Source organism: Butyrivibrio sp. AE2032 (genome assembly GCF_000702965.1).
On the sequence record NZ_JNLF01000003.1, the window covers coordinates 2,781,099 to 2,797,832 of the forward strand.

At 44.2% G+C, this 16,734-nt stretch carries 15 protein-coding genes and 1 riboswitch; all 15 genes read left to right on the top strand.

Features of this window, described 5'->3' with window-relative positions; translation table 11 throughout:
• Positions 1 to 32: 32 nt before the first annotated feature.
• The 15 genes from BO18_RS13920 to cbiD all read left to right on the top strand — a co-directional run bounded on the left by BO18_RS13920 (position 33) and on the right by cbiD (position 16,731).
• Positions 33 to 920 (top strand): YicC/YloC family endoribonuclease, encoded by an 888-nt coding sequence (locus BO18_RS13920; protein WP_034446889.1) that lies wholly within the window; start codon positions 33 to 35, stop codon positions 918 to 920.
• 22 nt (positions 921 to 942) lie between these two features.
• A complete protein-coding gene (gene gmk / locus BO18_RS13925; RefSeq protein ID WP_034446891.1) occupies positions 943 to 1,563 on the top strand; it encodes a guanylate kinase in 621 nt (206 codons plus the stop codon).
• Between the two features lie 45 nt (positions 1,564 to 1,608).
• On the top strand, positions 1,609 to 1,911 hold the full coding sequence (gene rpoZ / locus BO18_RS13930) for a DNA-directed RNA polymerase subunit omega (RefSeq protein ID WP_034446893.1): 303 nt from the start codon (positions 1,609 to 1,611) through the stop codon (positions 1,909 to 1,911).
• 1 nt (position 1,912) lies between these two features.
• On the top strand, positions 1,913 to 3,277 hold the full coding sequence (gene rimO / locus BO18_RS13935; protein WP_034446895.1) for a 30S ribosomal protein S12 methylthiotransferase RimO: 1,365 nt from the start codon (positions 1,913 to 1,915) through the stop codon (positions 3,275 to 3,277).
• Positions 3,264 to 3,809, top strand: coding sequence for a CDP-diacylglycerol--glycerol-3-phosphate 3-phosphatidyltransferase (gene pgsA, locus BO18_RS13940; RefSeq protein ID WP_034446896.1), 546 nt, complete (start codon positions 3,264 to 3,266; stop codon positions 3,807 to 3,809). Before rimO ends, pgsA begins: the two co-directional genes overlap by 14 nt.
• An 18-nt stretch (positions 3,810 to 3,827) precedes the next feature.
• Entirely contained in the window at positions 3,828 to 5,903 is a 2,076-nt protein-coding gene (locus BO18_RS13945) for a DEAD/DEAH box helicase (RefSeq protein WP_051688730.1), read from the top strand.
• On the top strand, positions 5,903 to 7,105 hold the full coding sequence (locus BO18_RS13950) for an ion transporter (protein ID WP_034446898.1): 1,203 nt from the start codon (positions 5,903 to 5,905) through the stop codon (positions 7,103 to 7,105). Before BO18_RS13945 ends, BO18_RS13950 begins: the two co-directional genes overlap by 1 nt.
• Positions 7,106 to 7,244: 139 nt before the next feature.
• Positions 7,245 to 8,039, top strand: coding sequence for an HAD-IIA family hydrolase (locus BO18_RS13955; protein ID WP_051688772.1), 795 nt, complete (start codon positions 7,245 to 7,247; stop codon positions 8,037 to 8,039).
• Positions 8,040 to 8,144: 105 nt separating this feature from the next.
• On the top strand, positions 8,145 to 8,765 hold the full coding sequence (ruvA, locus tag BO18_RS13960; protein WP_034446902.1) for a Holliday junction branch migration protein RuvA: 621 nt from the start codon (positions 8,145 to 8,147) through the stop codon (positions 8,763 to 8,765).
• Positions 8,766 to 8,780: 15 nt separating this feature from the next.
• Positions 8,781 to 9,800: a Holliday junction branch migration DNA helicase RuvB gene (gene ruvB, locus BO18_RS13965; protein ID WP_034446903.1), complete on the top strand. Its 1,020-nt coding sequence runs from the start codon at positions 8,781 to 8,783 to the stop codon at positions 9,798 to 9,800.
• Between the two features lie 38 nt (positions 9,801 to 9,838).
• Positions 9,839 to 10,066, top strand: a riboswitch (cobalamin riboswitch).
• 159 nt (positions 10,067 to 10,225) lie between these two features.
• Positions 10,226 to 11,857, top strand: coding sequence for a sirohydrochlorin cobaltochelatase (locus BO18_RS13970; RefSeq protein ID WP_242856564.1), 1,632 nt, complete (start codon positions 10,226 to 10,228; stop codon positions 11,855 to 11,857).
• Positions 11,858 to 11,861: 4 nt separating this feature from the next.
• A complete protein-coding gene (locus BO18_RS13975; RefSeq protein ID WP_034446904.1) occupies positions 11,862 to 13,355 on the top strand; it encodes an ABC transporter substrate-binding protein in 1,494 nt (497 codons plus the stop codon).
• Between the two features lie 7 nt (positions 13,356 to 13,362).
• Positions 13,363 to 14,883 (top strand): cobyric acid synthase, encoded by a 1,521-nt coding sequence (locus BO18_RS13980; protein WP_034446905.1) that lies wholly within the window; start codon positions 13,363 to 13,365, stop codon positions 14,881 to 14,883.
• The gene (locus BO18_RS13985) at positions 14,880 to 15,506 is read left to right on the top strand and encodes a precorrin-8X methylmutase (RefSeq protein ID WP_034446906.1); all 627 of its coding nucleotides are present in this window, start codon (positions 14,880 to 14,882) and stop codon (positions 15,504 to 15,506) included. The genes BO18_RS13980 and BO18_RS13985 overlap by 4 nt, the downstream gene beginning before the upstream one ends.
• A gap of 79 nt (positions 15,507 to 15,585) precedes the next feature.
• A complete protein-coding gene (cbiD, locus tag BO18_RS13990; RefSeq protein ID WP_034446907.1) occupies positions 15,586 to 16,731 on the top strand; it encodes a cobalt-precorrin-5B (C(1))-methyltransferase CbiD in 1,146 nt (381 codons plus the stop codon).
• The last annotated feature ends 3 nt before the right edge of the window (positions 16,732 to 16,734 follow it).

Sequence of the window (16,734 nt, forward strand, 5' to 3'; positions counted from 1 at the left end):
AATATAGCCCAAGAAAGAGGGGTATCTCATATATGGTCTGCAGTATGACTGGTTTTGGCAGAAGCGAAGTCACAGAAGGTCAGCGCAAGTATACCGTTGAACTTAAGTCTGTTAACAATCGTTACCTTGATATCAATATCAAGATGCCTAAGAAATTCAATGCATTCGAGTCCGCAATCCGTGCGGAGCTCAAGAATTTCATGAAACGTGGCAAGGTTGATGTATTTATCAGCTACGAGGATTTTTCCGAATCTGAATCCAGAGTTAAATATAATAAGGCTATCGCCCAGGAGTATTTTTCTTATCTTAAGGAGATGGCAGATGATTTTGGACTGGATAATGACGTGAGGATTTCTGTTCTCTCCAGATTCCCTGAGGTTTTCACAATGGAAGAGGAAGAACTGGATGAGGAAGAGGTTTGGTCCGGAATTAAAAGAGCTGTGAACGAAGCAGGAAAGCAGTTCATGGAGTCCAGGTCAAGAGAAGGAGAATTCCTTTGTGCAGATCTTTCTGGCAAGCTTGATGGAATGCTTGAGAATGTTGAGTATATCACTGAGCGCTCTCCTGAGATCATCAAGGAGTATAAGGCAAAGCTCAGAGAGAAGATTGCAGATCTTTTAGAGGACAAGCAGGTGGATGAGAATCGCCTTGCTATGGAAGTAACTATCTACGCCGACAAGGTTTGTGTGGATGAGGAGCTTACAAGGCTTCGCAGTCATATCCTTGCTACTAAGGAAGCACTTACCCAGGGAGATGACAAGGATGGAATAGGAAGAAAGCTTGATTTCCTGGCACAGGAGATGAACAGGGAAGCAAACACCATTCTTTCAAAGTCCACAGATCTTAAGATCTCAGATAGAGGAATCGCCCTTAAGACTGATATTGAGAAGGTAAGGGAACAGATCCAGAACATTGAGTGATATTAATATTCGAGGATATTGCATGAATCGTAAAGGTATTATTATAGTTGTTTCCGGTTTTTCAGGTGCCGGCAAGGGAACTCTTATGAAGGAGCTGATAAAGAGATATGACAGCTATGCGCTTTCAGTCTCAGCTACCACAAGAAGCCCAAGGCCCGGTGAAGTTGACGGCAGGGAGTACTTCTTTGTCAGCAACGAGGAATTTGAAAAGCTCATTTCAGAAAACGGTCTTATCGAACATGCCGGATATGTGGACCACTACTATGGTACACCCCGTAAGTTCGTAGAAGATAAATTGTCTCAGGGAATTGATGTTATCCTTGAGATTGAGATCCAGGGAGCTCTTCAGATAAAAGAGCAGTATCCTGACGCGGTACTTTTGTTTGTTATGCCGCCCTCCGCTGCAGAGCTTAAACAAAGGCTTGTTGGCAGAGGAACAGAAACTGAGGAAGTAATAAACCAGAGGCTCTCAAGGGCTAAGGAAGAATCAGTAGGCATCGAGAAGTACGACTATATTGTTATCAATGATGATCTTGATGAGTGTGTGGAGAAGGTGAATCAGATAATTGATGCAGCCCACCACAGTCCTTCAAGGAATCTTGATTTTATAGAAACTATCAGAAAACAGTTAAATGAGTTATAATCAATTATAACTTGTTATGCGAAATAGTCGCAGGAAAGGAACAAAATGATACATCCTTCATATGTTGATCTTATGAACGTAGTAAACAAGGAGGTTGAGGAAGGCGAGCAGCCTGTTATCAACTCCAGATATTCAGTAGTTATGGCTACAGCTAAAAGAGCTCGCCAGATCATCGCAGGTGATGAGCCTATGGTAAGAGTAAAGGATAAGCAGAAGCCTCTTTCAATTGCAGTAGATGAGATGAACCAGGCACAGCTTCGTATCCTTACTGATGAGGAGAAGGCTGATCTAATTACTGAAGGCGAAGAAGTTCAGGTAGAAGAGGAAGAGAACACTGAGAACGAATAATATGAAAGTTCTATTTGTTTCACTTGGATGTGATAAGAACAGAGTTGATACGGAAGTAATGCTGGGAATGCTGGAGAGTAATGGCTACAGCTTTACTGACGATGAGGAAGAAGCAGAAGCAGCAGTTGTAAACACCTGCTGCTTTATCAATGATGCCAAACAGGAGAGTATCGATACCATATTGGAGCTTTCAGAACGCCGTAAGGATGGGCAACTGAAGGCTCTTATCGTTACAGGTTGTCTTGGACAGAGGTATCAGGAGGAAATCCAGAAGGAAATCCCTGAAGTGGATGAGATCCTTGGAATATCTTCAACGGATATGATCGTTAAGGCTCTGGATGAGACGGTGAAGAGGAATAAGCTCTTTTCACATAAGAATTACTTCGAAGATGTAGACAAGGCCCCAAGGGGCGGCATGAAAAGAGTTATTACCACAGGTGGACTTTTTGACTACCTTAAAATTGCAGAGGGGTGCGACAAACACTGTACCTACTGCATTATTCCAAAGGTAAGAGGAAGATACAGAAGTATTCCAATGGATGACCTTATTACTGAGGCCAAGGAACTGGCAGCTGCCGGTGTCACTGAGCTTTTGGTGGTTGCCCAGGAGACAACTCTTTACGGAATAGACCTGTATGGCAGGAAAATGCTTCCGAAGCTTTTGAAAAAGCTTTGTAAGATAGATGGTTTTAAGTGGATAAGAGTTCTTTACTGTTATCCCGAGGAGATCACCGAGGAGCTTATCCAGGTGATGAAAGAGGAGCCAAAGATATGCAATTATCTGGATATCCCTATCCAGTCAGGCTCCGATGAGATCCTTAAGCGCATGGGAAGGCGTACCAACAATGCTCAGATAAGAGAACTTGTGGCGCACCTGAGGGAAGAGATACCTGATATCTGTATCAGAACTACACTTATTAGTGGTTTCCCAGGAGAGACAGCGAAGGATCACAACCAGACCATGGATCTTGTAAGGGATCTTAGGTTTGACAGGCTTGGAGTGTTCACATACTCTCAGGAGGAGGATACGCCTGCGGCAGAAATGCCGGATCAGGTGTCCGAGAGGGTTAAGAACACCAGAAGAAACAAGCTGATGCGACTTCAGCAGGAGATTGCATTTGAAGCCGCGGAGGGTATGGTAGGTCAGGTGGTGGATGCTGTTATTGAAGGCAGGATCACAGATACTGACGATGAAGAAGGTCTTTCATATGTTGCCAGAACATATAAGGACGCACCGGATATTGATGGATATCTCTTTATCACGGGTGTTACAAGAGAGCTTATGACAGGGGATTATGTCAGGGTTCTTATAACTGGTTCAAATGAATATGATTTAATAGGAGAGCTGAGAGATGAATTTACCTAACAAGTTGACAGTCGCACGTGTTATTCTTATTCCATTTTTTGTTTTCTTCTTATTGAACGATGCTATGAATCCCTATTTCAAGTGGATCGCCCTGGCTATTTTTATTGTGGCATCCCTTACAGACCTTGCTGATGGCAAGATTGCAAGAAAGTATAATCTGGTTACGGATTTCGGAAAGTTTATGGATCCTTTGGCAGATAAGCTTCTTGTTTGCAGCGCCATGATCGGTCTTATTGAGCTTGGAAGAATTGAGGCATGGATCGTAATTGTCATCATAGCCAGAGAATTCATCATCAGTGGTTTCAGACTTATTGCGGCTGATAACGGCAGAGTTATTGCAGCCAGCTATTGGGGGAAATTTAAGACAACCTTCCAGATGTTTATGGTAATCCTTATGATTGCCAATCTGGAAAATATCCCGTATATTCCACTCATCACACAGGTTATCAAATGGATAGCACTTATCCTGACTATCGTTTCACTTGTGGATTACCTTATCAAGAATAAGGATGTTATGAGTGGACCTTTTTAATCAGTATTAGGAGTTTTAATGAGTAGTAAAGAAGTAAAAGAAGAAGTTAAGGTCAGGTATGACGAGTCAGGCCTTGACGAGAGAATTATCCGTGCAGTCACAGACATGGGCTTTGAGTACATGTCACCAATTCAGGAGGCTGCAATCCCTGTGATGATGGAGGGTGGCGACATCATCGGTCAGGCCCAGACCGGAACGGGCAAAACAGCAGCATTTGGTATTCCACTTCTTTCAAAGGTGGATCCTGAGAACAAGCATCTTCAGGCAGTAGTTCTTTGCCCTACAAGAGAGCTTGCCATGCAGGCTGCTGATGATATCAGAGATTTTGCTAAGTACATGTCAGGGATCAAGGTCCTTCCCGTGTACGGTGGACAGGATATTTCAAGGCAGATCAAGGCTTTATCTGCCGGTGTACAGATAGTAGTTGGAACACCCGGACGTGTCATGGATCACATGAGACGTCACACCATGAAGCTGAAGGACGTTAGAGTCCTGGTTCTTGATGAAGCGGATGAGATGCTGGATATGGGATTCCGCGAGGATATAGAGACTATCCTTAAGGGAATGCCTGAAGAGAGACAGACGGCTCTTTTCTCTGCAACAATGCCTGAGCCTATTCTTCAGATTACAAGGAATTATCAGAAAGAGGACGCCAAGTTCATCAAGATGACTCCTAAGGAGATCACTGTAGCAGCCATCGAGCAGGCATATTACAGAGTGCCTCAGAAGATGAAGGAAGAGGTCCTTACAAGGCTTATGGATTATTACAATCCTGCAAGAAGCCTGATTTTTTGCAATACCAAGAGGATGGTTGACCAGCTCTCTGAGAGCCTTAAGGGCAAGGGATACCTTTGCGACGGTCTTCACGGAGATCTGTCCCAGAATCAGCGTGATACAGTTATGAATCTTTTCAGGACCGGAAGGATCAACATTCTTATTGCTACTGATGTGGCAGCAAGAGGTATTGATGTAAGCGGAGTTGAGGCAGTATTTAACTTCGATATTCCTGAGGATATAGAGTACTATGTTCACAGGATCGGTCGTACAGGAAGAGCCGGAAAGAGCGGAAAGTCCTTTACACTGGTTGGTGGCAGGGAGATGTACAAGCTCCGTGAGATCGAGAAGATCTGCCACACAAAGATCGAGGAAAGACGAGTTCCAAATGCCAAGGAGATCACAAGGGCCAAGTCCCAGAAGGTCTTCGGAGAAGTTATTGATATTATTGAGAACGGCGACATCACTTCAGCTTTGGAGTTTGTTACCCAGAAGGTAGAAGAGGGCGAGTACACAGCAGAGCAGCTGGCTGCAGCCTTCATGAAGCTTAAGATGGGGGCTGATATCCAGGATATAGTTCTTTTTGAAAAGAAAGAATCCAAGCGGGACAGATACAGAAGGACCGGAGAGAGGCTGGAGCGCAGAGGCCGTGGACGTGATGGTAAGGACCGTGATGATAAGAGCCGCGGACGTGATGACAAGGGCCGCCGTGGCAGGTGGAGTCGTGACGATAATCGCGATGAGAAGCGAAATCGTGATGATGAAAGGAAGCGCGGCCGTAAGAAGCCAGGTGATGACCAGGAAAAGAGCCGCGGACGCGTAGAAGATAAAAGCCGTGGAAAGTCCAAGGATAGGGCCGAGAACAAGAAGCGTGGTTCAAAACCTGAGAAAAAGATCGGATATGACAAGATGTCTCAGATTCTTGACTTGAATCCTGATGAGATCAAGCTTTCTGACGGAAGACCTGTGGACTTTACACCATCTGAGAATAAGAATTCCGATAAGAAGTCCAAAGACAAGAGTGGAAGAGCTAGAGCTGATAAATCCGGAGCAGACAAGGCAAGAAATCAGGAACGCTCACCTCGTAAGAGGAAAGATTCTGCAGCTTCCTTTGAAAATGTTGGAAGGATCAACATCAAGGGCGAGGGTGCAACTAAGGCATGGTATGTTGGGGAAGATAATGATACCATGAATATGAGCAAGTCCGAAAAGAAGGCTGTTAAGGCTCAGAACAAGAAGAGAAGCCTTGATTACCTTCAGGATATGAGCGATCTTGTAATGGAAAGCTTTGGAAAGCGTAAGAACAGGGAGAAGAAGTAATGGGGGAAAACGTTAAGCAAAACCGTGTGAGAGCCAAAATTTTTAATATGGTAAGCACCGGAGTGGTTGATGAACCAATCAATAAGCTTTACGACGCCATTAGTATTGTAGCGCTGGGGCTTAATCTTTTTGCTGCGTTTGCAATAACATTTGATTATATGGAGGAGCACTATAAAGGGCTCCTCCTTATTATTGAAGCAGTTACAGTATTCTTTTTTGCAATAGATTATATATTGCGTGTCATAACTGCACCGGAATTATATCCCGGTATGTCCGAGTCAAAATCCATAAGTAAGTATATATTTTCTTTTGCAGGTATTATTGACCTGTGTTCTTTCCTGCCTTATTATCTGCCATTTTTCTTCCCGGCTGGGGGAGCGGTTTTCAGGCTTTTCAGAGTGGCCAGGATACTAAGGCTTTTCAGGATCAATTCCTATTATGATCAGCTAAATGTCATTGCAGAAGTCTTGAACTCAAAGAAGCAACAGCTTACAGCATCTGTGTTTATCATTATCATCCTTATGATGGCCAGCAGTCTTTGCATGTATTCTGTAGAGCATGATGCTCAGCCTGAGATTTTCCAGAATGCCTTTTCCGGAATCTGGTGGTCTGTATCAACGCTATTGACTGTGGGTTATGGTGATATTTATCCTGTGACTTTCATGGGAAAGGTAATGGGAATCCTTATAAGCTTTCTTGGTGTGGGAATGGTTGCCATACCTACGGGTATTATTTCCGCAGGATTCGTGGAACAGTATCAGAAGTTGAAAATATCCGGAGACCTCACTGAGGAAGAGAATATTCACTTCATCAGAGTCAGACTTGGTGAGGATGATAAGTGGACAGGAAAGAAAATCAATGAGATAGGCCTTCCAAAGGATGTTATGATCATTGCTATCCAGCGAGGTAAAGAAACAATTATCCCAAGAGGAGATGCGATACTTCAAAATGGTGACATTGTTGTCATGTGTTCTGAGAAGGTAAAAGAGATACAGCCAATTGATCTTAAAGAGATCCAGATTGGAGAAGGACATTCTTGGAATGGAGTTGCCATTAAGGATATTGATATCTCGAGACGAAGCTTTATCTTTATGGTAAGAAGGAGAGGAAAAGCAATTGTTCCAAAAGGCAGCCTTGTCATAAAAGCAGGAGACACGGTATTGCTTTATGAAAAGCATCTTACGAATGATAACCTGACATGACACGCCTGTCGTAAAAGCGATAACAAATTAACAATATGCAATTTGATGATTTAAAGGAAGTATAAATTTGAAAAAAGATTTACAAAACTTAGAATTAAAAAAGCAGATTCTTGAAAATACAGAGCTTTTTGTCCTGGATATGGATGGGACATTCTATCTTGGAAGTGACATCCTTGACGGGGCTTTAGACTTTTTAGAGGCGGTAGAGCGCGCAGGGAAAAGATATATCTTTTTTACCAACAACTCATCTACCTCTCCAAAGCTGTATATTGACAAGCTTGCCGGTATGAACTGCCATATTTCAAGAGATATGATCATGACCAGCGGCGATGTAATGATAAGATATCTTAAATCAAAACATCCCGGTGAGAGCGTATATCTTCTTGGAACTCCTGCGCTTGAGGAGAACTTTAGAGAAGAGGGAATAGATCTTTTTGTTTCTGAGAGAGATGAAAATGCTGCAATGTCCCATGCTATCTGTGAGAAGATCCCGGATATTGTGGTTGTGGCTTTTGATAAGACCCTGAATTATGAAAAGCTTTCCAATGCCTGTGTTTACATTATGAAGGGTGCTAAGTTCCTGGCAACTCATCTGGATATTAACTGCCCGGTAAAGGATGGTTTTATTCCGGACTGTGGCGCCATGTGTGCTGCCATAGAGCTTTCTACCAAGGTTAAGCCTAAGTTTGTTGGTAAGCCCTTTAAAGAGACTGTAGACATGGTGGTGGACGCAACTGGCGTAGATGCTTCCAAAATTTCTTTTGTTGGAGACCGCATATATACTGATGTTGCAACTGGCGTAAATAATGGAGCAATGGGAGTTTTGGTTCTGACCGGAGAAACGAAACTTTCTGAGGTTCCGGATTCAGAGGTTCAGCCGGATGTGATATTTGATTCTATTAAGGAGATGGGAGAGATCCTTTCTGGAAAATGAATGCAGATGTAGCAGGCTTTTGGGGCCTGCTGCTTTTTGTATATGGACATGCACAAACAGATGTTCTATAATGGGTATATCATATGAAGTTGGGGGATATAGACCGTGATAGCGTACGTTAACGGGATTTTAGAGAGTTTGGAAGAGGGATTGGCTGTAGTAGATGTTGGAGGAATCGGCATGAATGTGTTTGTTTCCGGATCTACCATGGATAGGATGCCTGGAATTGGCGAGGCAGTCAAACTCTATACTTATACAAATGTTAAAGAGGATTCATTTACACTCTTTGGATTTCTTTCAAGGGATGAGCTGGCTCTTTTCAAGATGCTGATAACTGTAAGCGGCATCGGACCTAAGGGAGGCTTGTCCATTCTTTCTGTAATGACTCCTGATGATCTTAGATTTGCAATAATGGCAGGGGATTCGGGCTCTATATCTAAGGCCCCTGGAATTGGTAAAAAGACTGCTGAGAGAATAACCTTAGAGCTTCGCGACAAGATCAAGGCTACTGAGGCGGATATGCTTAAGGGCAGCGGTGCTGTTACTATGGATGACCTTTCCGGAGAAGCTTCTTCAGCAAGGGACGAAGCTGTGGCAGCGCTTGTGGCTCTTGGCTACAATTCAGGCGATGCTATGAAGGCTGTTCGAAAGGTGCTTACAGCTAATGAGGATGCAGCATCAGATACAGAAAAACTTTTGAAGCTTGCGCTTAAAGAAATGTTTTAAGGGAGGATGGTTGACATGGAAAAAAGAAAAATTGTTACCACAGCCCGGAACATGGACGCTGAGGCAAATGTTGAAGATTCCAGGATTGAAGGGTCACTTCGTCCCAAGAGCCTGGATACATATATTGGTCAGAAGAAGATAAAGGAAAGCCTAAAGATCTATATTGAGGCAGCTAAAGGTAGAGGCGAGAGCCTTGACCATCTGTTGTTTTACGGACCTCCAGGACTTGGAAAGACCACTTTATCTGTAATTATTGCTAATGAGATGGGAGTTAATATCAAGATCACTTCAGGTCCTGCAATTGAGAAGCCCGGGGATATGGCTGCAATCCTTAACAACCTTCAGGAAGGAGATGTGCTCTTCGTTGACGAGATCCACCGTCTCAACAGACAGGTTGAGGAGGTGCTTTATCCTGCCATGGAGGACTATGCCATTGATATTATGATCGGTAAGGGGCCTACAGCCAGGTCCATAAGGCTAGACCTTCCACACTTTACCCTTGTTGGTGCAACAACCAGAGCAGGTATGCTCTCAGCGCCACTTCGTGACAGGTTTGGCATGATCCACAGAATGGAGTACTACGACGTGGATGAGCTTTGCACCATCATCATGCAGTCAGCCAGAGTCCTTGACGTGGAAGTGGATGAGAAGGGAGCCATCGAAATGGCCAGAAGGAGCCGTGGTACGCCTCGTCTTGCCAACAGGATTCTTAAGCGTGTCAGAGACTTCGCACAGGTACGCTTCGACGGCAAGATCACAGAGGAAGTTGCTGTTACAGCTCTTGACCTGATGGATGTAGACAAGATGGGCCTTGATCACACTGACAGGAACCTCCTTCTTACAATGATCAACAAGTTCGGAGGCGGCCCGGTAGGTCTTGATACCCTTGCAGCTGCCATTGGCGAAGACGCAGGAACCATCGAGGATGTCTATGAGCCGTACCTTATTAAGAACGGTCTGATCAACAGAACGCCCAGGGGAAGAGTTGTTACTGAAGAAGCTTACCATCATCTGGGGCTGACGTTGAACTCATGAATTTTGAAATACAGACCATCTGTGGTATCATGGTCCTATAACTGAATAAGACGGAAGGTGCTTGTGGGCTTTGCGATTTATGTAAGAGCTGCACAAGTGAAAAGGGAAGCGGGTGCAAATCCCGCACGATCTCGTCACCGTGTTTCGAGAGCTGAATCTCATTGCCACTGGAACAACAAAGAACGTTCCGGGAAGGGGGAAGAGGCGCTGCACTTTAAAATGCTGAATCGATCAGCCGGGAGACCTGCCAGCCGTCGTACATGGGAAACCGGGTCACGAGGAATTGACTGTACGAACTGACTAAGTGAATGCTTAAGGCATTTGCTTAGCTTTTGTGTGCAAATTAGTCTTCGATTTCGGTCGAAGGCTTTTTTATTTTCCGGAAAATGCTATGCATTTTCTGGCATATATCAGGAGGAAAAATTATGAAGAAGAAACTTGCAGTACTTTTGACACTTGCACTGACTGCCTCTTTTGCAGTTGGCTGTGGTGGACAAAACACAGGAAATGAGGTAGCAACAGAAGAGGCGGCTACGGAGCAGCCCGTAGAGGCAGCTCAGGAAACAGAGGCTTCACAGGAAGCTGACAAGGCGCAGGAGGCAACAGACGCAGTCCTTGCAGACGGAACATACTCAGCATCCTTTACAACAGACGGCTCCATGTTCCATATAAACGAAGCCTACGGTGATAAGGGTATACTTACCGTTAACAATGGAGATATGACAATCCACATCACACTTCCTTCCAAGAACGTACTAAATCTGTTCCCCGGAAGTGCTGAGGATGCACAGAAGGATGGAGCAGTTCTTTTAGAGCCCACAACAGATATTGTTAAGTATGAAGATGGCACTGAGGAAGAGGTTTACGGTTTTGACGTTCCTGTTCCTGCCATTGATGAGGAATTTCCACTGGCACTTATCGGAACAAAGGGCAAGTGGTACGACCATCAGGTTAAGGTTTCAGATGTCGAAGAATCACAGGGAGACGAGGACATGGCTAAGGCACAGGAAGTAGCAGATCTTATTGATTCCATTTATGTACAGACCAGAGACGAGAACACTGATGAGCTTTGCGCCAAGGCAAAAGAGGCATGGGATGCCCTGACAGATGCTCAGAAGGAGCTTGTTGAAGGCGAAAATGCAGATCCCGACTACTTCGGAAGGGATACTGGTGATGCTTCCAAGGATGATACCCTTAACGGTGATGACATCGGAGAAAAAGAGCTTTTGGTAGTAAGCTTTGGTACTTCCTTTAATGATAGCAGAGCCCAGGATATTGGCGGAATTGAGAAGGCCCTTCAGAAGGCTTTCCCTGACTGGTCAGTAAGAAGAGCATTTACAGCTCAGATCATAATAAACCATGTTCAGGCAAGGGATGCACAGAAGATCGACAACGTGGAGCAGGCTCTTGAAAGAGCTGTTTCAAACGGCGTAAAAGAGCTTGTGATCCAGCCTACACATCTTATGCATGGCGCAGAGTATGATGAGCTGATTGAAGTTCTTGATGGCTATAAGGATAAGTTTGAAACTGTTGCTGTGGCAGAACCTCTTCTTGGCGAAGTTGGAAAAGATGCAACAAAGATCAACGATGATAAGAAGGCAGTTGCTGAGGCAATCACAGCTGAGGCGGTTAAGGAAGCTGGCTTTGACAGCCTTGATGCAGCGAAGGAAGCTGGAACAGCCTTTGTATTCATGGGCCATGGAACATCTCACACTGCAAAGATTTCCTACAGTCAGATGCAGACTCAGATGAATGAGCTTAAGTATGAGAATGTATTCATCGGAACAGTAGAGGGTGAGCCTGAAGAAACAGAGCTTTCACAGGTTATCGAAGCAGTTAAGGCAAAGGGCTACAAGAAAGTAATCCTTCGTCCCCTTATGGTTGTTGCCGGAGATCATGCAAACAACGATATGGCAGGAGATGACGAGGATTCCTGGAAGAGCGGTTTTGAAGCTGATGGCTCTTTTGAAAGCGTTGACTGCCAGATCTCAGGACTTGGAAGAATTGACGCAGTTCAGGAACTGTACGTTAAACACGCAGGAGCAGTTATAAAGTAATTCTATGAATAAAAAGCAGAAAAGATTTCTTTTCATAAGAACAGCGCTGCTGGTTCTGCTTACACTGTGTATGATGGGATGCGGTAAGACTTCCGAAAGGGAGTATACCGCATCTGTTATCCTGACGGGAGGAAGCGGAAGGGCAACCATTGAAAGTCCCTGTAAGGTGACGGTGAAAAATGGTAAGGCAACAGCAGACATAATATGGAGCAGCTCGAACTACGACTACATGATTATAGATGGGGTGACCTATTATCCTGTGAATACAGAGGGCAATTCCGAGTTCATCATCCCTGTGGAACTTGATAAGGATATGGCTGTTCAGGCAGATACTACGGCTATGAGTACGCCACACCTTATTGATTACACCTTGAGATTTTCACTTGATGATCCGGTAAAAGAGCTTTCGGAGGAAACAGAAGTTTCTTTTAACGCATCTGATGTTTCTATTCCGCCAAGTATACCAGGCCTGACATTTGCTGGGACGCAGGAGAATGAGTTTGCAACAGGCTTTGCCATCCATGAATACTCTGAAGGATACACGGTTATATCTATAAATGATGGCATGAATTATCTGCTGGTACCAGAGGGGAAGGCAGTACCTGAAGGTATTGGAAAAGATATATCAGTTCTTAAGCTGCCCCTTAACAGGATTTATCTGGCAGCATCAGGAGCAATGTGTCATTTTGATGCTTTAGACGCGGTAGATAGTATAAGGCTTTCAGGAATTGAAAGAGACGACTGGTATATAGAAGCTGCCAAGGAAGCCATGGATGAAGGAAATCTTGTTTATGGCGGAAAGTACAGCGCTCCGGACTATGAGAAAATGGTCATGGATGATATTGATCTGGCTGTGGAGAATACCATGATCCTTCATGTTCCGAAGGTTCAGGAGAAACTTGAAAAGATTGGAATCCCAGTCTTTGTGGACAGGTCCAGCTATGAAGAAGAGCCTCTTGGAAGATGTGAATGGATAAAGGTTTATGGTGCTATTGCAGGAAAAGAGGCTGAGGCAGAATCTGCATTTGAGACTCAGAAATCCCTTGTGGAGCAGGTGCAGGACTTGGCTCCTTCCGGTAAAACAGTTGCCTTTTTCTATGTGAATTCAAACCACCAGATTGTGACCAGAAAGAAGAACGATTATCTTGCCAAGATGGTCGCTATGGCGGGAGGAACCTACCTTGCTCCTGATACAGGGGATGATGACAATTCTAACGGACAGATCACCATCAGCATGGAGGCTTTTTATCAGTACGCTCTGGATGCAGACATTCTGATCTACAACAGCGCTGTGGCAGATGCTCCTGACTCGTTGGAAGCATTATGCCAGGAGAATTCGAGCATCCGTGACTTTAAGGCAATAGGAGAAGGAAATGTCTGGTACACCGACAAGTCACTCTATCAGTACACAGACCGCACAGGTTCCATAATTGAGAATTTACATGAAATTATAAGCATCAGTGAAGACGAGACTGAGTTCTTCCACAGATTAAGGTGAATAAACTTTGGCAAAAAATATCATGATACAGGGCACCATGTCAGGTGTCGGAAAAAGCATATTGACTGCAGGAATCCTTCGGGCACTTCGTCAGGACGGATATAGAGTGGCGCCATTTAAATCCCAGAATATGGCGCTTAATTCCTATGTCACAAAGGACGGCAAAGAGATAGGAAGGGCTCAGGCACTACAGGCCTTTGCTGCTGGAATGGAGCCTTCATCTGACATGAATCCCATACTTCTCAAACCTATGGGAGATACCACTTCCCAAGTCATTGTGAATGGACTTCCTGTGGCAAATATGAAGGCTGCAGATTATTTCAAAAAGAAAACAAGCTTTATCCCTGATATTAAAGAGGCCTATGAACGTCTTTCTAAAGAGGCAGAAATCATAGTCATTGAAGGGGCAGGAAGCCCTGTGGAGATTAACCTTCGGGAGAATGACATCGTCAACATGGGTCTTGCTGAAATCCTTGATGCGCCTGTTCTTCTTGCTGGAAACATAGATCCCGGAGGAGTATTCGCGCAGCTCCTTGGTACCATCAACCTTTTATCAGAAGATGAGAGGAAAAGAGTAAAGGGCCTTATCATCAATAAGTTCCGAGGGGATAAAGCTCTTTTGATGCCGGGGCTTGAGATGTTCAAGGCCTACAGTGACATTCCCTTTGCAGGAGTTGTGCCCTTTGTGACCCTGGACCTAGATGAGGAGGACAGTGTTTCTGAAAGGCTTAAAATCAATAATAAAGGCTCCATTAAAGACTTGGATGACGGAGATGCCCTAGAAGGCCATTGCGGCTTATATGGAGAAGATAAGTCGTTAAAGATATCTGTAATAAGACTTCCTTTCATAAGCAACTACACTGATTTTTCTATTTTTGATTCCATGCCTTTTGTGGAGTTAAGGTATGTGAATGAACCAAAGGGGTTGGAGGGAACTGATCTGATCATACTTCCTGGAACCAAGAATACCATTTCTGACTTGAAATGGCTTAAGAAGCAGAGACTTTTTGATCGGATAAAAGAACTGTCGTATGATGGAACGCCTGTTATAGGTATCTGTGGTGGCTTTCAGATGATGGGCGAGAACATCAGTGATCCCGAAGGACTTGAAGGAGGCGGAGCTACTGAGGGACTAGAATTGCTACCTGTGAAAACAAGATTTTTTGAGCAAAAGAATCTTAGACAAGTTCAGGGAAGAGTTGGTGAGTTAACAGGCCTATTTAAGCCTCTTTCAAATGAAGAGGTTAAGGGATATGAGATTCATATGGGTGAGACTATCTCAGACCAGGATATCTTCCCTGTAATTGCATCTGAGAATAACCTTGGAACCTATATTCATGGAATCTTTGATTCGCCTGAATTTACGCAGAAACTCTTTGAGATTCTTTATGATAAAAAGGGATTGAAGAAAGCTATTCCGGTTATGGAATCAGCATCTGTGATCCGGGAAAGAGAGCTGGACAAGCTGGCTGATGTACTTAGAGAAAACTTGGATTTTGAGCTGATCTATGAGGCTATTGGACTATGAACTTTTACATAACGAAGCCTTCTGAAATTGAGAAGGAAAGTTTTAACATAATACAAAATGAACTGGCAGAAATGGGAAAGAAGGTTCCTGAGGAGCTTCTACCCACCATTCTTCGTGTGATCCATACTACGGCAGACTTCGAATACGCTGATACCATGTGCTTTTCGGAGGATGTTATAACTAAGGCAAAGGATGCAATCCGTCATGGTGCACATATTGTAACAGACACAAACATGGCTCTTAGTGGTATCAACAAGAAGAAACTGGCAGAGTACGGCGGAGAAGTACATTGCTTTATGGCCGATGAAGACGTGGCTTTAAATGCTAAAGAGCTTGGAGTTACCAGAGCTACTGTCAGCATGGACAAGGCTGCTGAGCTAGATGCACCGCTAATCTTTGCTATAGGAAACGCGCCAACAGCACTTATCAGGATCCATGAACTTATTCAGGAAAAGAAACTTGACCCGGTTCTGATCATTGGAGTTCCTGTTGGGTTTGTGAACGTAGTAGAGGCCAAGGAACTTATTCTTGACGGTTCAACCCCATACATCGTAAACCGTGGCAGAAAAGGTGGCAGTACAGTAGCAGCAGCCATCTGTAACTCAATACTGTACAATATTTAAGCTACCAAGTTTGATGGCTTCAGGCCCCAACCAGAAGAATAACTCCAAGAATATGACATTTACATAATTGGAATAATAAATGGGAAAAGAAGAAACGAAGCTAAGAAGTGGCTTTACAACAGGGAGCTGCTCAGCAGCTGCTTCCAAGGCGGCCCTTCTGATGTTGATTAACGACATAGAAATTCATAATGTGACAATAGAGACTCCCAAAGGAATTCCCTTCAATGCAGAGATCATCGATATTACAAGGGATGCAGAGTCTGTGTCCTGCGCTGTCATAAAGGATGGGGGCGATGATCCTGACATTACTACTGGAGCTATGATATATGCACAGGTACGACTTACAGATGATGGAAAGATTTCCATTGATGGGGGGAAAGGCGTTGGAAGAGTGACTAAGCCTGGGCTAGACCAGCCAATCGGAAATGCCGCAATCAATTCTGTCCCAAGGAAGATGATTGAAGAAAACATCCTGGAAGTCTTGAAAAATGCAGGAATTACCAATAAAGGAGTTTCAGTTACTATTAGCGTTCCAACTGGAGAAGGTCTGGCTGAAAAGACCTTTAACCCCAGGCTTGGGATAGTTGGAGGAATCTCTATCCTTGGCACCACAGGCATTGTTGAACCCATGAGTGACAAGGCTATTGTGGATACCATAAGGACTGAGATCAGGGTACGTAAAGCTGAAGGCAACAAAATCCTTCTGGCAGCGCCAGGAAATTATGGCCTGACCTTTTTGAAGGAGGTATACGGAACCCCTGAAGAGACAGCCATCATGAGCTCTAATTTTATTTATGACACAGTTAGGATTGCCTTGGAAGAAGGCTTTAAAAAGCTCCTTTTTGTGGGGCATATAGGCAAGCTCGTAAAGGTGGCAGGAGGCATACGAAACACTCACTCCATGTATGGTGATCACAGGATGGAAGTTTTGTCTCAGCTAATTGATGGGATTTCGCCGAAAGCTCTTTTGCCTAATAAGGAGAGCCTAAAAGAACAGGTAATGAACTGTGTTATGACCGATGAAGCCGTGCGGATCATAAATGAGGCGGGCGTTGGAACTGAGGTGTTCGATGAGATGGTTTCCCGGATCAGATCAAACCTGGAAGAGTGGTCTGATGGGAAAATAGAGGCCCAGGTGATTATGTTTGCAAATGAGAACACAGAGCTGGTGGCCACAGACAAGGCCCACGACTGGATAAGAACATTTGGAAAAATAGAAGGATAAGCT

Bases quoted from the DNA above. Each gene is read 5' to 3' on its own strand.
- BO18_RS13955 (WP_051688772.1), top strand. From the start codon at position 7,245: ATGGATGGGACATTCTATCTTGGAAGTGACATCCTTGACGGGGCTTTA.
- cbiD (WP_034446907.1), top strand. From the start codon at position 15,586: ATGGGAAAAGAAGAAACGAAGCTAAGAAGTGGCTTTACAACAGGGAGC.
- BO18_RS13985 (WP_034446906.1), top strand. From the start codon at position 14,880: ATGAACTTTTACATAACGAAGCCTTCTGAAATTGAGAAGGAAAGTTTT.
- rimO (WP_034446895.1), top strand. From the start codon at position 1,913: ATGAAAGTTCTATTTGTTTCACTTGGATGTGATAAGAACAGAGTTGAT.
- ruvB (WP_034446903.1), top strand. From the start codon at position 8,781: ATGGAAAAAAGAAAAATTGTTACCACAGCCCGGAACATGGACGCTGAG.
- rpoZ (WP_034446893.1), top strand. From the start codon at position 1,609: ATGATACATCCTTCATATGTTGATCTTATGAACGTAGTAAACAAGGAG.
- gmk (WP_034446891.1), top strand. From the start codon at position 943: ATGAATCGTAAAGGTATTATTATAGTTGTTTCCGGTTTTTCAGGTGCC.
- BO18_RS13975 (WP_034446904.1), top strand. From the start codon at position 11,862: ATGAATAAAAAGCAGAAAAGATTTCTTTTCATAAGAACAGCGCTGCTG.
- BO18_RS13945 (WP_051688730.1), top strand. From the start codon at position 3,828: ATGAGTAGTAAAGAAGTAAAAGAAGAAGTTAAGGTCAGGTATGACGAG.
- BO18_RS13970 (WP_242856564.1), top strand. From the start codon at position 10,226: ATGAAGAAGAAACTTGCAGTACTTTTGACACTTGCACTGACTGCCTCT.
- pgsA (WP_034446896.1), top strand. From the start codon at position 3,264: ATGAATTTACCTAACAAGTTGACAGTCGCACGTGTTATTCTTATTCCA.
- BO18_RS13950 (WP_034446898.1), top strand. From the start codon at position 5,903: ATGGGGGAAAACGTTAAGCAAAACCGTGTGAGAGCCAAAATTTTTAAT.
- BO18_RS13920 (WP_034446889.1), top strand. From the start codon at position 33: ATGGTCTGCAGTATGACTGGTTTTGGCAGAAGCGAAGTCACAGAAGGT.